The following is a 17,319-nucleotide window of genomic DNA, read 5'->3' as shown; positions in this document are numbered from 1 at the left end:
CAGGGCGCGACTCGCCCGGAAGAGGAATGGCCATGGCCTTGTTGAGCGACTTCACCAGCTTTGCCGACGCGCAGCACCACGCCACATCCGCGCGGCTGTGGGACCTGTTCGAGGGAACGCGCGAACATTTCAACATCGCGAACGAGGCGATCCTGCGCCACGCCGACGGCTCGGGCCGGGCGGCGGTGCGCGTGGCCCACGCCGATGGCACGAACGAGATCCTGAGCTTCGATGCGCTGGCGAGCGGTGCGGCGCGCTTTGCGCACTGGCTCGATGCGAATGGTGTCAGGAAGGGTGATCGCATCGCCTTCATGCTCGAACCTTCGCTGCCCTTCTACGTCTGCCTGTTCGGCGCGATGCTGCACGGCGCGATCTCGGTGCCGCTGTTCACGCTGTTCGGGCCCGACGCGCTGCGCCTGCGGGTGGAAGATTGCACTCCGACCATTCTTCTCACCAACGCCGAGAAGGCGGACATGGCCCGGACCATCGCGGGGCCGCGCGTGGTCGTGGCGGACGATGCCTTGCTGGGCACCCTGGAAGGCTATCCGGCTACTTACTCGCCGCAGACCTCGGGCGAGGACCTTGCCTGCTTCCAGTACACCAGCGGCACCACGCGCGAGTTGCCCGAAGCCGTGCGCCACACGCACCGCTCGCTGGTCACGCTGATGTTCGCCGCGCTCTACGGCACCGGCATTCGCCCCGGCGATGAGTTCTTCTGCCCCTCCTCGCCCGCTTGGGGGCACGGCCTGTGGCACGGTACGCTCGCCCCGCTCGGGCTGGGCATCACCACAGGGACGATGGGGCGCGGCAAGTTCGATGCCGTGCGCCTGATGGAGGCGCTGCAGGAGTTCGGGATCACCAACATGTCGGCCGCCGCGACCCACTACCGCATGATGAAGAACACCGGCCGGTCGGGCGATTTCACGTTCGCGATCCGTAAGCTGTCCTACACCGGCGAGCCGATCGATCCGGCGACACTGGACTGGATCGACGCGACGTTCGGCGTCGATGCCTGCTCGATGTACGGCACGACCGAGATCGGCGTGGTCCTTGTGAACTACCCGGGCGCCAAGGACTTCACGGTCAAGCCGGGTTCGCTCGGCAAACCTGTGCCGGGGCTCGAACTGCAGGTGCAAAGACCTGACGGAACTCCGGTGGAGCCGGGCGAAGTGGGTGAGCTCAAGCTGCGCCGCAAGTCGGGCTGGCTTTCGACCAAGGACCGCGCGAAGATCGATGCGGATGGGTACTTCTACCACTGCGGCCGCGCCGACGACGTCATCATCTCGGCGGGTTGGACGATGAGCGCGGTGGAGATCGAGAACACCCTGCTCAAGCACGAGGACGTGCGCGAATGCGCGGTCATCGGCGCGCCCGACGAGAAGCGCGGGCAGGTGGTGAAGGCCTTCGTGATCTCGCCCCGTCGGCCTGGCGAGAGCTTCGTGAAGGAGCTTCAGGATTTCACCCGCACGCGGCTCGCGCAGCACGAATTCCCGCGCATCGTCGAGTTCGTCGACGAATTGCCCAAGACCCCGGCGGGAAAGGTCAACCGCAAGGTCCTGCGCGACCGCGAAGCGGCGGCCGTGACCCCCGCCTGACACAAGACAACAGACACCAGCCATTCGAAGGAGAGGACCCATGGCAACCCAGGCCCAGGAAAAGAAGTTTCCCAAGATCACCGAGGAAGGCCTCGAGGATCTGCGCGCGCGCATCGGCGTAGCAATCGAGAACACGGTCGAGCCGTGGAACTACGAGGCGACGCGCGACGCCATTCGTCATTACGCCCACGGCATCGGCGATGATAACCCGCTGTGGTGCGATCCGGCCTACGCGGAGAAATCCAGCTACGGCGGCATTGTCGCGCTGCCCAGCTTCCTCTTCACCACCAGCCGCATCGTCTCGGGCTATTGCGGTGGCCTGCCCGGTGTCCACGCAATGTGGGCGGGCGCGGACTGGACCTGGCACAAGCCGGTCCTGCGCGGCGACACGATCCGCACCGAGGCGCACCTCAAGGACCTGATCGCGCACCAGACCCGCTTTGCCGGGCGCGCCTATCAGCAGATCTACCACGTCGATTTCTACAACCAGCACGGCGACCACGTGGCCGAGTGCGACAGCTATGTCTTCCGCACCGACCGCGACGAGGCGCGCGAGCGGGGCAGCAAGTACGACAGCGTGAAGGGCAAGGTGGAGACCATCGATCCGGCCCAGCTGGAGGAATGGTTCGACCTTTACCGCAACGAGGAAGTACGCGGCTCGGCACCGCGCTATTGGGAGGACGTCGCCGTGGGCGACACGCTCCCCAAGATGATGAAGGGCCCGATGACGGTGACCGGCTTCATCGGCTACGCGCAAGGCTGGGGCGGGCTCTACATCCGCACCAACAAGCTGCACTTCCAGCTGATCGACGCGCATCCGGGCCTGGGCATTCCCAACAAGTTCGGGATCAAGGACGTGCCCGAACGCGTCCACTGGGACGATGACTTCGCGCGCGAAGTCGGCACCCCCGGCGCCTACGACTACGGGCCGGAGCGCTGCAGCTGGCTGACCCACCACATGACGAACTGGATCGGCGACGACGGCTTCCTGACCCGCCACACCTGCCAGATCCGCCGCCACAATCCCGACGGCGACGTCATCTTCATCACCGGCGAAGTCGTCCGCAAGTTCGAGGAAGACGGCAAGAAATTCGTCGAGGTGCAGCAACGCGCCGAAACCCATCGCGGCGAGATGAGCGCGATCGGCACCGCCGTCGCGCAGCTGCCCAGCAAGGGCTGAGGGCACGGTTCATGGGCCCTCGTGATCCCAAGGGGATTGCGGGGGCCTCTGTGTTCGTCAATGTCGCGAATTCCAATTACAAAGCAGTTGGATAGAGATATCCGAGGGCCATCGCCCTCGGGCTCCCAGAATTGTCTACCTTGGGGTGATCCAGCGTTGCTGGCCGAGTAACGCGACGTCAGGGAACCTCACCTTCCATGCCCGACATGGCGCGCGCCAAGTGAGCTGGATGGTATGGGGAGCCCGAGGGCGATGGCCCTCGGATCTCCTCCTTGTTCTTCTACGCGCCGGCCAGCTTCTCCTCGCACGCGGCCATTTCCGACTTCAACCACATCGTCTCGGACAGGTTGGAGCCTCCGGATGCGGAGAGCAAAAGGCCGAGTGCTGCGTGCTTGGCCCCCAGCGCTTCGGTATGATCTGGGTGAACGTGCAGGACAATGTCGCACAGGTGGATCGCCTCCAGCGGCTCGCCCTTCGCCGCATGGTCCTGCGCGCGTGCGGCGAGGGCATCGGCTCCGGCCAATTCGACGAGGTCGGCATGGACGGCGTCCTGCGGCACACCGTAAAGCTCGGTCGTGCTCTCGGTGCGGAACCACCCGGCGTATTCGTGCCAGATGGCCTTCACCGTCCAGCTGGTCTTGCCGTGCATCTGCGCGATGGTGATGTCTTCGGGGACCTCGATTGTGCGCATCAGTTCGTGCAGCGATTTTCCCGCATTCATCCCTTCCAGCGTGGCGTGGAGGACATGCGAGACGGCGGCCTCGACGCGGTCGAGGTCGGTGCGGATGCGATCGGCACCGACAATGGGATCGCCGTGCCCGGTCACGAGGATGTCCGCTCCCAGGACCCGCACCCGCTCCAGCGAGGCAAGGAAGGTGCGCACCGAGCGCGGTCGGTCGCCCCGCAGCGTGTTGAAGTTGGGCATCGAGAGCCAGACCGGCCCGAACAGGTTGCCGGTGAAGACGATGCGCTCCTCGGGCAGCCAGACACTCAGCGCATCGGTGGTTTCGCCCTCGGGTGTGTGGAGCAGTTCGAAACGGCGTTCGCCCAGCGTGAAGCCATATCCGTCGGCGATCTCCTGCGCGGTGACGTCGGGCGGCGGGGCGGGGCGCGACCCGCGGTTGAGCGTTCCTCCCCAGAGCTTGCGCGAGCGCGGCGCGAAGAAGGGCTGGAGGCGTTTCATGTCCTGCCAGTTGCGCGCAAAGCCGGGCCCCGCGAGGACCTGTGTTCCACCCTCCCGAAAGGTATCGATCCCCCCGAAGTGATCGGCATGGCTTTGCGTCAGGACCACGGCGCGCAAGGGCCCGGTACGGTGCGGGGCGAGCAGCGCTGCGTTGCGCGCGGCGTTGTCCATGAAGCCCGTGTTGATCATCACGTCACCGTCGCCCGTGGTGACGAGATAGGCGTTCGAGATGTCGCGCACGCCGAAGATACCGGGGGCGATTCCATCGGCCTCTTTCTGCGCATCGCCCTGCCGGACGAGCGCGGCGAGGGCGGGCGCCTTTTCCTGCGTGTCGGCCATCAGGCGTCCCCGAAGGCGATCATCACCTTCCCCGATTGCGGGCTGGCGGCGATCTTGAGGCCCTCGAGCACGTGCGCGAAGGGCAGCGTGTGGCTGATCATCGGCGCGATGGCGTCCTGGAGGCGCGGCAGGGCGGCCACCACTTCGGGCATCTCGGTGGGGTAGCCGACCGCGGTGGTGATGGTCATCTCGGTGGTCAGCATGGGGCCGGCCGGAAGCGCGATGGGCTTGAGGTAGGCGGCGGTGATGACGTGGCGGGCATGGCTCTTGGCGAGCGCGACGACGTCCGAGAGGATGGTGGGGCCACCCGCCGCGTCGATGAAGGCGTCGGTGCCCGATTTCTCCTTCCCGAACACGCTCTCGGTCCCGTGAATTTCCTTGATGCGCGCCTGCACGTCCTCGCGCGCGGGGTTGATGGTGTGGGCACCCAGCGCCTTGGCGCGTTCGAGCCGATCGTCGGAGAGGTCGAGCGCGATCACGTCGCGGCAGCCCCGGTCGATCGCCCAGAGCACTATGCCAAGACCGATGGGGCCGCAGCCGAAGATTGCGATCCGCTCGCCCGCCTTCGCCTGTGCCCGGTTGACGCCATGAAGGGCGACGGCGAGCGGCTCGCACATGGCCGCGACTTCGTAGGAGACCCCTTCGGGGATCGGCAGGATGTTCACGCCCGCAATCCCGTCGCGCACGAGCAGTTCCTCGGTGAAGGCCCCTTCCGGCCCGCCGCTGCCGATGTAGCTGGGGGTCATCATCGGGTTGACGATGACGCGCTGGCCCGGCTCCACGCCCGCGACATCGCCGCCCACCTCGATCACCTCGCCCGCGCCCTCGTGGCCGAGCGCAGTGAGCGTGCCGGGAGCGGGGATGCCGCCGTGCTTGATATAGGAGAGGTCGCTGCCGCAGATGCCTACCGCCTTCATGCGGATGACGACGTCCGAGGCCCCGGCGCTGGGGCGCTGGTACTCGTCGAGACGGACATCGTCGACGTTATGGATTCGCAGGAGTTTTCCCATGGTCTCTCTCCTCACATCGGCCGTACGAGGTAGGCGCCGTCGATGACGATGGTGTCGCCGCTGTGCCAGCGCGAGGCATCGGAGGCGAGGTAGGCGCCGATGCCCTCGAAGTCGTCAGGGTAGCCTTCGCGCGGGATGGGCGTGCGCTCGGCGAACATCTTGGTCACCATCTTGGCTTGCGGGTTGTCCATCATGCCGGTGACGACGTAGCCCGGCGCAATCGCGTTGGCGCGAATGCCGTACTTGCCGAATTCCACGGCCATGCCGCGGATCATGGCGCCCAGCGCCGCCTTCGAGCCAGCGTAGCTCTGCTTGCCGGCCAGACCCATGAACATCGAGAGGCTGCCGCAGGCCACCAGGCTGCCACCCGGCTCGCCGTTCTCGGCCCGGCGGACCATCGCGCGCGCGCCCTCGCGCAGGGTGAAAAAGGCCCCGTCGAGGTTGAGGTTCATGATCGCGCGGTATTCCTCGGTGCTCATCTCGAGCAGGCTGCGCGAGGCGGCCGACATACCCGAATTGGCAAAGACGCAGTCGACCCGGCCCATGTGCTCCAGGAGTTCGTGGTAGCCTGCGATGATCGCGGCCTCGTCGGTCACGTCGACCTGCTGGCACGAGACGCGCCCGGCGCCCAGATCCAGGAGTTCGCGTTGCGCGGCTTCGTTGCGTTCGCGATTGCGCCCCCACAGTACGAGATCGCCGCCCATCTGCGCCACCCCCCGCGCAAAGCCGAGGCCAATGCCGCTGTTGCCGCCGGTCACCAGCGTTACCTTGCCCTTGCAGTCAAACAGGCCGGAACCCATCCGCGCTCTCCCTCGTGTTGCCGCCGTGCTCCGGCGCGTTGGGCGCAGATCATCACGCGGCGAAAGGGCGGTCCAGCGCGGCGGGGTGACAATCGTGCAAGCGATATGGCCCCTGCCGCGCTTGTCCGCGCCCTGCCTGCAGGGTCAATCCTGCGGCAAACATGAGGGAGAGGGATTCCATGTCAGGGCTCAACGTCGACCAGCTGATCGAGACGGCCTGCTTTCGCACCGGGCGCGAGGATTTCGGCAGCGACAGCTTTCGCGAAGGACTGGAGATCCTGGTCGCCGACATCAACGCCGACGACCGGCCGGCACCGCTGGTCGAGCGTTTCCGGGGCGATCTTGTCCAGAACCTGGCGCTGCGCCTCAAGACGATCGATTACCACAAGGCTCACCCCGAGATCGCCCAGCGCGCCATCGAGAAGCCGGTCTTCGTCTTCGGCATCCCGCGCACGGGCACCACGCTCCTCTCCAATCTGCTCAACGCCGATCCGGCGCGCCGCTCGGCGCTGACCTGGGAGATCGAGGACCCGTTCCCGCCGGTGGCCGAAGGGGCTCTCACCCGCGACATGCGCGCGGTCAAGAAGCTGGAGCAGGAGAAGATGCTGCTCGAGGCCATGCCCGAGATGGGCAAGTACTACCGCAACTCGGCGACCTACCCCAACGAGTGCATCTTCTTCATGGCGCACGACTTCAAGGCCTTGAGCCTGGAATCGCGGGGCAAGCTGCCCAACTACCGGGACTGGTACTTCCAGTGCGACATGACCAGCGCCTACACCTACCACAAGCAGTTCCTGCAGGTGCTCCAGCACCACCAGGGCGGGATCTGGAACCTCAAGATGCCCAGCCACGCGCTCTGGCTCGACACGTTGAAGACGGTCTATCCCGACGCGCGTCTGGTCTGGACGCACCGCGATCCGCTGACCGCGATGGGCAGCTTCTGCTCGATCATCAGCCTGGCGCACAAGGGCTATGCCGGGCGGGTCGACAGCGAATGGATCGCGCAGAACTGCACCTTCCAGGCGGTGGAACATGCAAGGCGTATCATGGACTACCGCGAACGCCACGGCGAGGAGAGCATCGTCGATGTGCATTACGCCGCGCTCCGGGACGATCCGCTGGGCCAGATGAAGACGCTCTATGCGGCGCTGGGCGATGAATGGACCCCCGAGGCGGAAGACGGCATGACCCGCTGGCTGGCCGCCAACCCGCAGGACAAGTTCGGCCGCCACGAATACAAGCTGGCGCAGTTCGGGCTCGACGAAGCCAGCCTCAGGCCAGAATTCGGTCGCTATCTCGCGCGCTATGACGTAGCGCGCGAGGGATGAGCGAGCCTGTCCCCCCGCCGGCCCCCGCGCGCACCAAGCGCGTGCGCAACCCTGCCGAGACGCGGCGCACGATCCTGGAGGCCGCGACCCGGCTGATCGCCCAGCAAGGCGGCGATGCGGTCAGTGTCTCGGCCGTGGCCCATCTTGCCAAGGTCAACCGCGGGACCGCCTACCAGCACTTCCAGTCGCGCGACGAACTGGTGGCCGCGGCCATGGAATGGGTGTCGGACCGGCTGATGCGCGCGGTCTTCGGCGCGCCCGAGGAGGTTGTCGAACGCCAGGTCGAAGACGTCGACATTCCCGACACGATGTACCGCCTCGTTCGCTTTGCGACCGAGAACGCGGATATCTGCCGCAGCTGGCTGCTCCAGATCCTGGCCTCGCCCAACCCGACCGCCGACCCCTTCTGGCGCGAGTTCCAGGGCTCGCTCGAACGCTTCACGCAGACCGAACTGGCGCAGGAGCATGTCGACGCCGAGGCGATGTCGGTGCTGGTTCTTTCGGGCATCTTCCTGTGGCCGGTCTGGGTGCGCGCACACGCCGCCGACGAGGGCGACCGCGCGAAGCTCGCCTTGCGCATGAGCCGGGAAATCCTGCGCCTCTCGATGTTCGGCTCGATGAAGCCTGAGATGTTCCCCGAGGTGGTCGCGCGTCTGCGCACTCCGATCAGCCCCGACGACGAGATCGATATAGCGGGCGGGCGATGAATCGCCTGCGCGCCGGTTTCGCTGCTGAAATTGCCGCGCGCCTTTGCAAGAGTGCTTCCCACACCTAGCGGCCCGGGCGGGCCGGTTCACGCACAGCGGATTGAGGAAGAGCGTCCATGTTCAAGGCCATCCAGATCGAGAAGACCGACGCGGGGCAGAAGGTCTCACTGACCCAGCTGGAGGAAAGCGCGCTGCCCGAGGGCGATGTCACCATCGACGTCGCCTATTCGACTCTCAACTTCAAGGACGGCCTCGCGATCACCGGTTCGAGCCCGGTGGTGCGCATCTGGCCGATCGTGCCGGGCATCGACCTTGCCGGCACCGTGCGCGAAAGCTCGCACCCCGACTATGCGGCCGGCGACAAGGTCGTCCTCAACGGCTGGGGCGTGGGTGAAACGCATTGGGGCGGACTTTCGCAAGTGGCCAAGCTCAAGGGGGATTGGCTGGTGCCGCTGCCCGAGGCCTTCAGCGAGAAGCAGGCCATGGCCATCGGCACGGCGGGCTACACTGCGGCGCTGTGCGTCGAGGCGCTGGTCGAGGCGGGCGTCACCCCCGAGCAGGGCCCGGTGCTCGTCACCGGCGCGACCGGCGGGGTGGGGTCGGTCGCGATTGCGCTGCTCAAGGCCGCGGGCTTCACCGTCCACGCGCTGACCGGCAAGATGGCCGAGGCCGACTACCTCAAGGGCCTGGGCGCCGACGAAGTCCTCGATCGCGCAACGATGAGCGAGAAGGGCAAGCCGCTGCAGAAGGAACTGTGGGCGGGCGTCGTCGATACGGCGGGCAGCTTCACGCTCGCCAACGCCTGCGCGCAGACGAAGTACGGCGGCGCGGTCGCGGCCTGCGGTCTGGCGCAAGGGTTCGATCTGCCCGCAACCGTCATGCCCTTCATCCTGCGCGGTGTGCGCCTGCTGGGCGTGGACAGCGTGATGGCGCCCAAGGCCAAGCGCCTCAAGGCCTGGGCGCGGCTCGCGCGCGATCTTGATCCGGCCAAGCTGGAGGCTATCGGTCAGGAGATCGGCCTTGGCGAGGCCATCGAGGCCGCTGCGCGGTTCATGTCGGGCGAGGTGAAGGGCCGCTACATCGTCGACGTCAACGCCTGAGCGGGGGCGGGCCATGGCAACGCCGCTCTCTGTCATCCACGGTCCCCCTCTTGCCGAGGAGGAGGGGCTGGGTGCCCTGACCCTGACGGGCTGGCTTAGCGAGGTCTGCGAGGCGGGCGGGCCCAACGAGGCGCTGGTCTTCCACGAAGGCGGCGTGCGCGTCGCCTGGACCTACGCCGACCTTTTGGAACAGGCACACAAGGTAGCGCGCGCGCTGCTCGCCTGCGGCACGGGCAAGGGCACGCGGGTCGGCGTCCTGATGACCAACCGGCCCGAGTTTCTTGCAGCCGTATGGGGCACGGCGCTGGCAGGAGGGGTGGCAACCACGCTCAACACCTTCTCGACGCAGGCTGAACTGGAGCACCTCCTCAAGGTCTCGGGCGTCTCGGTGCTGCTGATGGAGCGGCAGGTCCTGAAGAAGGACTTTGCGGCGGTGCTGGCGGGGATCGAACCGGCGGTGGCTGAGGCGCGCGGCGGGGCGATCCATGCACCGGGCCTGCCCTTCCTGCGCCATGTCGCGGCAGTGGGGGCCGCGCCCGACGGAATCGAGGACTGGGATACGTTTCTCGCGCGCGGAGAGGCCATCGCCCCCGCGCTGGTCGAGGCAAGCGCGGCCACGGTCACACCGGCCGATCCGGGCGTCCTGTTCTTCTCCTCGGGCTCGACCGCGATGCCCAAGGGCATTCTCTCCTCGCACCGCGCGGTTGCGCTGCAGCTGTGGCGCTGGCGACGCTTCTACCAGACGAAGGCCGACGCGCGCACCTGGTCGGCCAACGGCTTCTTCTTCTCGGGCAATTTCGGGATGGCCATCGGCGGCACGCTGTCGGCAGGCGGCGCGTTAGTCCTGCAAGCGACCTTCCAGGCCGAAGAGGCGCTCGACCTCATGGCGCGCGAAGGCGCGAGCATGGCCATTGCCTGGCCCCACCAGTGGGCGCAGCTTGCCGCGGCATCCAACTTTGCCGATGTTGACTTGTCGGCGATGAAATACATCTCGCCCCGCCACGCCTTTGGCCAGCATCCCACGATCACCGCCAACTGGGACGAGCCGATGGCGGCTTATGGCAATACCGAGACCTTCACGATCAGCGCGATCTACCCTTCTGGCACGCCCGAGGCCGAAAAGGCGGGTTCAAGCGGCGTGCCGCAACCGGGCATGACCTTCAAGATCGTCGATCCGCTGACCGGCAAGGCCGTGCCCGTGGGCGAACGCGGCGAGATCGCGGTCAAGGGGCCGACGCTGATGATGGGGTACCTGGGCCTTCCGCTCGACGAGACGCTCGATGACGAAGGCTACTTCTGCACCGGCGATGGCGGGCGTGTCGATGCGGCCGGACGCCTGTTCTGGGAAGGGCGGCTCAATGACATCATCAAGACCGGCGGGGCCAATGTCTCTCCGCTGGAGATCGACGCGGTGATCCGCCAGTGTCCCGGCGTCCGGATCAACCAGACGGTGGGCGTGCCCCATGATCTGCTGGGCGAGATCGTTGTCACCGCCGTCGTGGCGCAGGACGGCGCGGCGCTGGACGAGGAGGACGTGCGCGCCTTCGCGAAGCGCACGCTTGCCAGCTACAAGGTGCCGCGCCGCGTGCTGTTCTTTGCCGAAGAGGATCTCAAGACCACCGGATCAGCCAAGATCAAGACGGCGGACCTGCGCGAGATGGCCGCGCGGCGGCTGGAGGGAGAGCTGGCGTGACCGACTTCGAGGAGATCCAGAATCTCAAGGCCCGCTACTGCCAGGCCGCCGATTCCTCCACGCAGGACCGCGAGGCCGCCATTGCGCGACTGATGGCGCTGTTCACTCCGGACGTCACCGCCGACTATGGCTTTGGCGAGATGGACGAGGCGCTCGCCATCTGCACGCTGCTTACAGACAAGATCGGCGGGGGCAGCGAATGGATGGTCCACAACCTGCATTCGCCATGCATCGCGGTCGAGGGCGACACGGCCAGCGCGGACTGGACCGTGAACGTGCGCATGAAACGGCGGGGCAGCGGCCAGGTCGATTTCGTCTTCGGCCGTTACCATGATCAATTCCGGCGCACAGATGGCGTCTGGAGGATAAGCCGGGTGGCGTTCGACCGCACCGAATAAGAGGCGAACGAAGGGGAGAGGGACAGGATGAAAGGTAAACGGATCGCGCATCTTGGTGCGGCGGCGCTTGCGCTTGCGCTTGGCGTGAATGCACAGGTTCGCGCGCAGACGGACCCCGCATCATCGCGCAGCGTGCTGCCGGTCCCGGCGCCCGCGTTTGATGGCTCGATTACGCACAGCGTGGGGGAATCGCACCCGGCAACGCCCTTCCGGGTAACCGCACCTGCAAACGCGCCCAATGTCTTCCTGTTCATGAGCGACGATGTCGGCCTTGCCATGGCAAGCACTTTCGGCGGGCCGGTGCCCACGCCCAACCTTGATCGCATCGCGCAGGCGGGCGTGCGCTTCAATCAGTTCCATACGACCGGCATCTGCTCGCCCAGCCGCGCCGCGCTCCTCACCGGGCGCAACCACCACAACGTGGGGTTCGGCCATCTGGCTGACCTGCCCGCAGGCTATCCGGGCTATACCGCGCAGATCCCGCGCGAGACCGCGCCGCTCGCCGAGATCCTGAAACTGAACGGCTACAACACCGCGATGTTCGGCAAGACCCACAATGTGCGCCATGCCGATGCAAGTGTAGCCGGGCCTTTCGACCAGTGGCCGACCGGGCAGGGCTTTGAATACTTCTGGGGCATCGTCGGGGGCGACAGCGACCAGTACCAGCCCGCGATCTATCAGGGCACCACGCGTCTGCCCGACGTGCCCGAGGACGCGCCGATGATGGAGGCGCGCATGGCGAGCGAGGCCATCGACTGGGTGCACAACCAGCAGGCCGCCGCGCCCGACAAACCCTTCTTCCTCTACTACGCGCCGGGTTCCACCCACGCCCCGCACCAGGCCCCGGCGGACTGGATCGCGCGCTTTGCGGGCCGCTTCGACGGCGGCTGGGACGCCATGCGCGACGAGAGCTTTGCGCGCATGAAGGCGCAAGGGATCATTCCTGAAAGCACGCAATTGACCGCGCGTCCGGCCGAGATCGCGGCGTGGGACAGTCTGTCGCCCGCGCGCCAGCGCTTTGCGGCGCGCAGCATGGAAGTGGCCGCCGCGATGCTGGCCTATCAGGACGCGCAGCTGGGCCGCGTGCTCGACGAACTGGAGCGTACCGGTGAAGGCCGCAATCTCCTCACCATCCTCGTCATTGGCGACAATGGCGCCAGCGCGGAAAGCGGCAACGAGGGGACGCTCAACGAACTGGGCAAGATCAACGGCCTTATCGAAGACGAGGCCTGGCTGACGGCGAACCTAGACCGCATGGGTGGGCCGATGACCTACCAGGCCTACCCTGCGGGCTGGGCCTGGGCGATGAACACGCCGCTGCGCTGGACCAAGCAGTACGCCTCGATGCTGGGGGGCATTCGCAACGGCATGATCCTGCGCTGGAACGAGCGCGCCGCGGCGCCCGGTTCGGTCTGCGCGCGTTTCGGGCATCTTGTCGACATCGCGCCCACGATCCTGGAGGCCGCGCAGCTGCCTGTGCCCGCGCGCGTGAACGGCGTGGCGCAGCGCCCGATGGATGGGAAAAGCCTGCTCTCCACGCTCGATGCCTGCACGCCGGATCATACCCGCACCCAGTATTTCGAGATGGGGGGCAAGATCGGGCTGTGGCACGATGGCTGGTTCCTTGCCCAGGACGATGGCCGCACGCCCTGGATGCTGGCGCCGCCCACAGATGCCCCGCGTGACTGGCAACTCTACAACTTGCGCGAGGACTATTCGCAGAGCCGCGATGTCGCCGCTGCCAACCCGGCGAAGGTGGCCGAGATGGTCGCCTTGTGGGAGCGCGAGGCCGAGGCGAACCACGTCTATCCGCTCGACCACCGCTTCGGCTTCCTGCGCGCGGCGGGGCACCGTCCGCCGGGGCGCAGCCAGTTCGACTACTGGGGCAAGGGCGTCAGCGTTCCGGCCCAAAGCGCGCCGATGTTCGCTGGGCGCTCGTTTACCCTCAGCGCCGAGATCGCCCCGGCATCGGCCGATGCTTCGGGCGTTGTCGTGGCCTATGGCAGCCGCTTTGCGGGCTGGAGCCTCTATCTCGACAAGGGGCGCCCGGTGTTCACCTACGCCGCCTCGACCCACCCGGACGATAGGGTGACGATCCGCGCGAAGGGCCGCGTGGATCCGGGCAAGCCACTGGTCCTACGCCTCGAGACGCCAGGCCCACGGCAGGGGGCGACGCTGGCCCTGCGGTCGGGTGAGGACACGCTGGCCCGCGGTTCGGTGCGCTCGACCTTCCTGATGCCCGCGGGGCTTGGCGAGACGCTGGATCTGGGCCGCGACACCGGCGTTGATGTCACGACCTATCCGGGCGGCGAGGACACGTTCGCGGGCGAGATCCCCCACGTGGCGATCACGCTCGATCCTCCGGCCGTGCGAGGAGACCACTGATGGCCCGGATGGAAGGCAAGACGGTCCTCGTGACGGGGGCCGCCGGCGGGCTGGGCCTCGCCATTGCACGAGCGTTCGCAGGCGAGGGCGCGCATGCCGTGCTGGTTGATCGCGACGCGCAGCGGCTGGCCCAAAGCGTCGAGGAACTGCGCGCGGCAGGTGCATCCTGCTCCTCGCTGGTTGCCGATCTGTCCGACGAAGATTCGATCCGGGCCTTGGCCGAGGAGGTCTGCGCGGCGCACGCGAGCCTCGATGTCCTCGTCAACAACGCGGGGCTTGCCTATGGCGAGATCGCCAGCGGCTTCTTCGGACTGGGGCTGGCCAAATGGCAGCACTATCTGGCCGTGAACACCCTGGCCCCGCTGCTCCTGGCCGAGCACCTGCGCGCCCCGCTGGCGCGCGCGGGCGGGCTCATTATCAACCAGTCCTCGATGGCGAGCAACGTGCCGGGGACCGCCTATGGGGTGACCAAGGCGGCGCTCAACGCGGTGACGTTCGGGCTGGCGAGCCAGCTTGCGGGCGAGGGGGTGCGCTGCGTCGCGATTGCGCCGGGCATGATGGAGACCGAGGCCAGCACCGGTGCCCTTGGCGAAGAGGCGATGGCGCGCCTTACCGCTATGCAACTCGCACCTGCACGGCCCGGCAGCCCGTCCGACATCGCCCAGGCATGCCTCTATCTGGCCTCGCGCGAGGGCAGCTTCCTCAATAACCTCGTGCTGCCCGTCGATGCGGGAAATCGCCTGCGCGGTTATCGCGGCTGATCGCGCGCTCAGACCCTTCGAGCAAGCCCTTGTTTTGCAGAATTGATTCTACGGTACAGAGCAGTTGACTGAGGCGGAAATCGGCGGTTTTCTCAGGCATAACGCCGCTGCGATAAAGTCCACATCGCCATTCCAACGATCCAGTGCCTCTCGTACCAGTAACGACGGCGACGATACTCCGATGCGTCCGTCCGGATGCGCGGGGCAGACCTGCCCACGGGGGAAGATCGGCCCGAGATACAACGATAACAGCAACAGGCGCGGAGCGACGAGTCCCGTCTGGCGATAACGGGAGATGGAGATGGGTTATCTGGCGAAGCTTCTTGCCGCTTCTGCAGTCTGCGCCCTGGTGCAGCCGGCCGCGGTGCAGGCGCAGGAGACGGGATCGGGGGACGCGCAGGACACAGGGATCCGCATGCGCGATGACCTTGTCCTCGATGCCATTGTCGTGACCGCGCGCCGCCGCGCCGAGGACGTGCAGGACGTGCCTCTCGTGGTGAACACCGTCACCGCCGAGGAATTCGCCGAACTCAACATCCGTGACTTCACCGATGTGCAGCAGCTTGTCCCGGGCCTGCAACTGGGCACCAACGCCAACTCGTTTGGTGCCAATGCCCAGATCCGCGGCGTCAACATGGACGTCAACGCCAGCGGCTTCAACAATACGATCGAGTTCTACCAGAACGACGCGCCGATCCTGCCGCAGGTCGTGCTGCAGCAGACCTTCGACATTGCCCAGGTCGAAGTCCTGCGCGGGCCGCAGGGGGCGCTGCGTGGCCGCGCCTCGCCTTCAGGCTCGATGATCGTGACCACCCACAAGCCCGACCTCTACGAAATCGGTGGCTACGTCGCGAGCACGGCCAACGACATCGGCACCATCAACGTCAACGGGGCGCTCGGCATGCCCGTGATCGAAGGTGTGGCGGGTATCCGCGTGGCGGGGATCTTTGCCGAGGACGAGGTCGACCGCGTCACCACCATCAACCCGACTTTCGATGGCCGCGATCCCTTTGCGCGCACCAAGGGCGGGCGCATCACCGCCGTCGTCCAGCCGACCGACTGGCTGCGCTTCGAGGGTGGCTACCAGCGTATCGACCGCAAGCGCCGCAATTACGACCAGGCCGAATCCTTCAGTCTCGTGAGCGACGAGCTGGGCGACAGTCCGGTCCTCGTGACCCCCGGGGATCGAAACGCCGTGGCCGAGGACTCGCGCCACAGCACCGAAAAGTACGAGATTTTCAACTGGCAGGGGCAGGCCAGCTTTGCCGGGCAAAGCCTGATCTACGTTGCTCGCGCCTCGAACAGGACATCGCCAGCGTCGAGCCACTCGACCACGGCGGCTACTTCCAGGGCTTTGACTACTACCAGCAGACCATCGGGGGCGCGGTCGCCACCAGCCACGAGATCCGCCTCCAGAACGAGGAGATGGTCGCAGGGATGTTCGACTACGTCGTCGGCGCCTTCTTCCGCAAGACGGACTCGGGCAACACCGTCTTCCGGGATGGTCCGATCACGCTTCCCGCGGTGTTTGGTGGGGGCATCGCGGCGCTCACGCAGCAGGACGTCTATTCGCTCTCCCGGACCGACGAGAAGTCGTTCTTCGGCAACCTGACCGTGCATATTGGCGACGCGACCCAGATCTCGGGCGGCGCGCGCTACATCAAGTTCAAGTCCCGCAACGACATTACGCTCAACGCGGTGAACCAGCTCGATCCGGCCGATCGCACGCTGCTCGTCTCGATGTCGCTGGGCATCGGGCTCAACGAATCCAATATCGATACCGACAAGCTGATCTACCAGGTCAGCGCGCAGCACAACTTCACGCCCGACATCATGCTCTACGCCAGCGTCGGCAGCTCGTTCCGCCCGGGCCTCTTCGCGGTGGGCGACTTCAGCGTGAATCAGTCCGCGCTCGAGCGCTCGTTCCAGCGGACCGACGATGAAACCTCCACGTCCTATGAACTGGGCCTCAAGACGACGCTGATGGGCGGGCGCATGCGCCTCAACGTCGCAGGCTACTACCAGGAGTTCCAGAACTACCCCTACCGCGTCCCGGGCTCGAGCGGTATCAGCGGCGTCTACTTCGTCGACTATTCGTATGATCAGGCGAGCCAGACGGTCAATCCGCGCGTCAACCGCTTCAACTTCGTCTCGGGCGTTCCGGTCGAAGTCTGGGGCATGGAAGGCGAACTCTCCCTGGAGGCGACGCCCGATCTCAACATCAGCCTCGTGGCGGCCTACGCCGATGGCAAGATCAAGGACGGGGTCATTCCCTGCAACGACTTCCTGAACCCGGACGGCGTGCCCGATTCTCCGGCCAGTGCGCCGAGCCTGGGTGAGCTCATGGGGGTGGTCGGCAGCGACAACATCTCGGCCTGCACGGTCAACCAGGCCGCCTCCAGCCAGCCCAAGTTCTCGGCCACGGCGATGGCGGAATATTCGCGCCCGATCTCGAACAGGGTCGATGGCTTCGTGCGCGGCCTCTACAGCTTCTACGGCAAGAGCGCGGGCGATCCGACCAACGCCTGGGACAGCGTCAAGCAGTACGGCCTGTTCAATGTCTTCACCGGCATCCGCGACCCGCAAGGGGCCTGGGAGGTCACGCTGTTTGCCAAGAACCTGTTCGAGATGGAACGCGTGACCCAGCGCTCGCTGCCGCTCAGCAGCCAGTACCAGACCTTGCCGCTGCAGGGCTTCGGGCCGACCGGACCGATCTTCGGATCGCCGCAGAACGCCTCGTTCACCAGCACCTACACCAACATCCGGATGACCCCGCCGCGCGAGTTCGGGATCAATATCCGCTTCACCTTCGGCGCACGCTGACAGGCAGGTGGGCCATG

The 17,319-nt window shown here is 66.5% G+C and carries 13 protein-coding genes and 1 pseudogene; 11 read left to right on the top strand and 3 right to left on the bottom strand.

Annotated elements, in window-relative coordinates; translation table 11 throughout:
* The first annotated feature begins 32 nt into the window (after positions 1-32).
* Positions 33-1,595: an acyl-CoA synthetase gene (locus MBENS4_RS06600; protein ID WP_039389573.1), complete on the top strand. Its 1,563-nt coding sequence runs from the start codon at positions 33-35 to the stop codon at positions 1,593-1,595.
* Positions 1,596-1,635: 40 nt separating this feature from the next.
* Complete coding sequence (locus MBENS4_RS06595) at positions 1,636-2,775, top strand: FAS1-like dehydratase domain-containing protein (protein ID WP_039389572.1); 1,140 nt, start codon at positions 1,636-1,638, stop codon at positions 2,773-2,775.
* A gap of 280 nt (positions 2,776-3,055) precedes the next feature.
* On the opposite strand, the gene MBENS4_RS06590 is transcribed toward MBENS4_RS06595, so the two are convergent.
* Genes MBENS4_RS06590 through MBENS4_RS06580 form a run of 3 tightly spaced genes read right to left on the bottom strand, consistent with a single transcriptional unit; the run spans position 3,056 to position 6,107 of the window.
* Complete coding sequence (locus MBENS4_RS06590; RefSeq protein WP_039389570.1) at positions 3,056-4,297, bottom strand: MBL fold metallo-hydrolase; 1,242 nt, start codon at positions 4,295-4,297, stop codon at positions 3,056-3,058.
* Positions 4,297-5,307, bottom strand: coding sequence for a zinc-dependent alcohol dehydrogenase (locus MBENS4_RS06585; RefSeq protein WP_039389567.1), 1,011 nt, complete (start codon positions 5,305-5,307; stop codon positions 4,297-4,299). The genes MBENS4_RS06590 and MBENS4_RS06585 overlap by 1 nt, the downstream gene beginning before the upstream one ends.
* A gap of 11 nt (positions 5,308-5,318) precedes the next feature.
* The gene (locus MBENS4_RS06580) at positions 5,319-6,107 is read right to left on the bottom strand and encodes an SDR family NAD(P)-dependent oxidoreductase (protein ID WP_039389565.1); all 789 of its coding nucleotides are present in this window, start codon (positions 6,105-6,107) and stop codon (positions 5,319-5,321) included.
* Positions 6,108-6,286: 179 nt separating this feature from the next.
* Here MBENS4_RS06580 and MBENS4_RS06575 point away from each other — a divergent pair, with 179 nt between their 5' ends.
* The 9 genes and pseudogenes from MBENS4_RS06575 to MBENS4_RS25705 all read left to right on the top strand — a co-directional run bounded on the left by MBENS4_RS06575 (position 6,287) and on the right by MBENS4_RS25705 (position 17,302).
* Positions 6,287-7,435, top strand: a complete 1,149-nt coding sequence (locus MBENS4_RS06575) for a sulfotransferase family protein (RefSeq protein WP_039389564.1) — start codon at positions 6,287-6,289, stop codon at positions 7,433-7,435.
* Positions 7,432-8,142: a TetR/AcrR family transcriptional regulator gene (locus MBENS4_RS06570; protein ID WP_039389563.1), complete on the top strand. Its 711-nt coding sequence runs from the start codon at positions 7,432-7,434 to the stop codon at positions 8,140-8,142. The genes MBENS4_RS06575 and MBENS4_RS06570 overlap by 4 nt, the downstream gene beginning before the upstream one ends.
* Positions 8,143-8,258: 116 nt before the next feature.
* A complete protein-coding gene (gene acuI / locus MBENS4_RS06565; RefSeq protein ID WP_039389562.1) occupies positions 8,259-9,242 on the top strand; it encodes an acrylyl-CoA reductase (NADPH) in 984 nt (327 codons plus the stop codon).
* Positions 9,243-9,255: 13 nt separating this feature from the next.
* Entirely contained in the window at positions 9,256-10,935 is a 1,680-nt protein-coding gene (locus MBENS4_RS06560) for a class I adenylate-forming enzyme family protein (RefSeq protein ID WP_039389561.1), read from the top strand.
* Positions 10,932-11,333, top strand: coding sequence for a nuclear transport factor 2 family protein (locus tag MBENS4_RS06555; RefSeq protein WP_039389560.1), 402 nt, complete (start codon positions 10,932-10,934; stop codon positions 11,331-11,333). The genes MBENS4_RS06560 and MBENS4_RS06555 overlap by 4 nt, the downstream gene beginning before the upstream one ends.
* 27 nt (positions 11,334-11,360) lie before the next feature.
* The gene (locus tag MBENS4_RS06550) at positions 11,361-13,718 is read left to right on the top strand and encodes an arylsulfatase (RefSeq protein WP_039389559.1); all 2,358 of its coding nucleotides are present in this window, start codon (positions 11,361-11,363) and stop codon (positions 13,716-13,718) included.
* Positions 13,718-14,479, top strand: coding sequence for an SDR family NAD(P)-dependent oxidoreductase (locus MBENS4_RS06545; RefSeq protein ID WP_039389558.1), 762 nt, complete (start codon positions 13,718-13,720; stop codon positions 14,477-14,479). The genes MBENS4_RS06550 and MBENS4_RS06545 overlap by 1 nt, the downstream gene beginning before the upstream one ends.
* A 295-nt stretch (positions 14,480-14,774) precedes the next feature.
* Positions 14,775-15,215 (top strand): annotated as a pseudogene (locus tag MBENS4_RS26520) (TonB-dependent receptor plug domain-containing protein); the annotation flags it as partial.
* Positions 15,216-15,538: 323 nt separating this feature from the next.
* Positions 15,539-17,302, top strand: coding sequence for a TonB-dependent receptor domain-containing protein (locus MBENS4_RS25705; protein WP_159108066.1), 1,764 nt, complete (start codon positions 15,539-15,541; stop codon positions 17,300-17,302).
* Positions 17,303-17,319 lie beyond the last annotated feature (17 nt).

Origin of the sequence: Novosphingobium sp. MBES04 (genome assembly GCF_000813185.1) — a bacterium.
Lineage (GTDB): Bacteria > Pseudomonadota > Alphaproteobacteria > Sphingomonadales > Sphingomonadaceae > Novosphingobium > Novosphingobium decolorationis.
Note: the sequence above shows the minus strand (reverse complement) of the source record. Positions and strands in the feature narration are given on the sequence as shown.

What these genes read in the sequence shown, in the direction of transcription:
- MBENS4_RS06570 (WP_039389563.1), top strand. Translation starts at nt 7,432, where the DNA reads ATGAGCGAGCCTGTCCCCCCGCCGGCCCCCGCGCGCACCAAGCGCGTG.
- MBENS4_RS06545 (WP_039389558.1), top strand. Translation starts at nt 13,718, where the DNA reads ATGGCCCGGATGGAAGGCAAGACGGTCCTCGTGACGGGGGCCGCCGGC.
- MBENS4_RS06595 (WP_039389572.1), top strand. Translation starts at nt 1,636, where the DNA reads ATGGCAACCCAGGCCCAGGAAAAGAAGTTTCCCAAGATCACCGAGGAA.
- MBENS4_RS06550 (WP_039389559.1), top strand. Translation starts at nt 11,361, where the DNA reads ATGAAAGGTAAACGGATCGCGCATCTTGGTGCGGCGGCGCTTGCGCTT.
- acuI (WP_039389562.1), top strand. Translation starts at nt 8,259, where the DNA reads ATGTTCAAGGCCATCCAGATCGAGAAGACCGACGCGGGGCAGAAGGTC.
- MBENS4_RS06560 (WP_039389561.1), top strand. Translation starts at nt 9,256, where the DNA reads ATGGCAACGCCGCTCTCTGTCATCCACGGTCCCCCTCTTGCCGAGGAG.
- MBENS4_RS06580 (WP_039389565.1), bottom strand. Translation starts at nt 6,107, where the DNA reads ATGGGTTCCGGCCTGTTTGACTGCAAGGGCAAGGTAACGCTGGTGACC.
- MBENS4_RS06585 (WP_039389567.1), bottom strand. Translation starts at nt 5,307, where the DNA reads ATGGGAAAACTCCTGCGAATCCATAACGTCGACGATGTCCGTCTCGAC.
- MBENS4_RS06590 (WP_039389570.1), bottom strand. Translation starts at nt 4,297, where the DNA reads ATGGCCGACACGCAGGAAAAGGCGCCCGCCCTCGCCGCGCTCGTCCGG.
- MBENS4_RS06600 (WP_039389573.1), top strand. Translation starts at nt 33, where the DNA reads ATGGCCTTGTTGAGCGACTTCACCAGCTTTGCCGACGCGCAGCACCAC.
- MBENS4_RS06575 (WP_039389564.1), top strand. Translation starts at nt 6,287, where the DNA reads ATGTCAGGGCTCAACGTCGACCAGCTGATCGAGACGGCCTGCTTTCGC.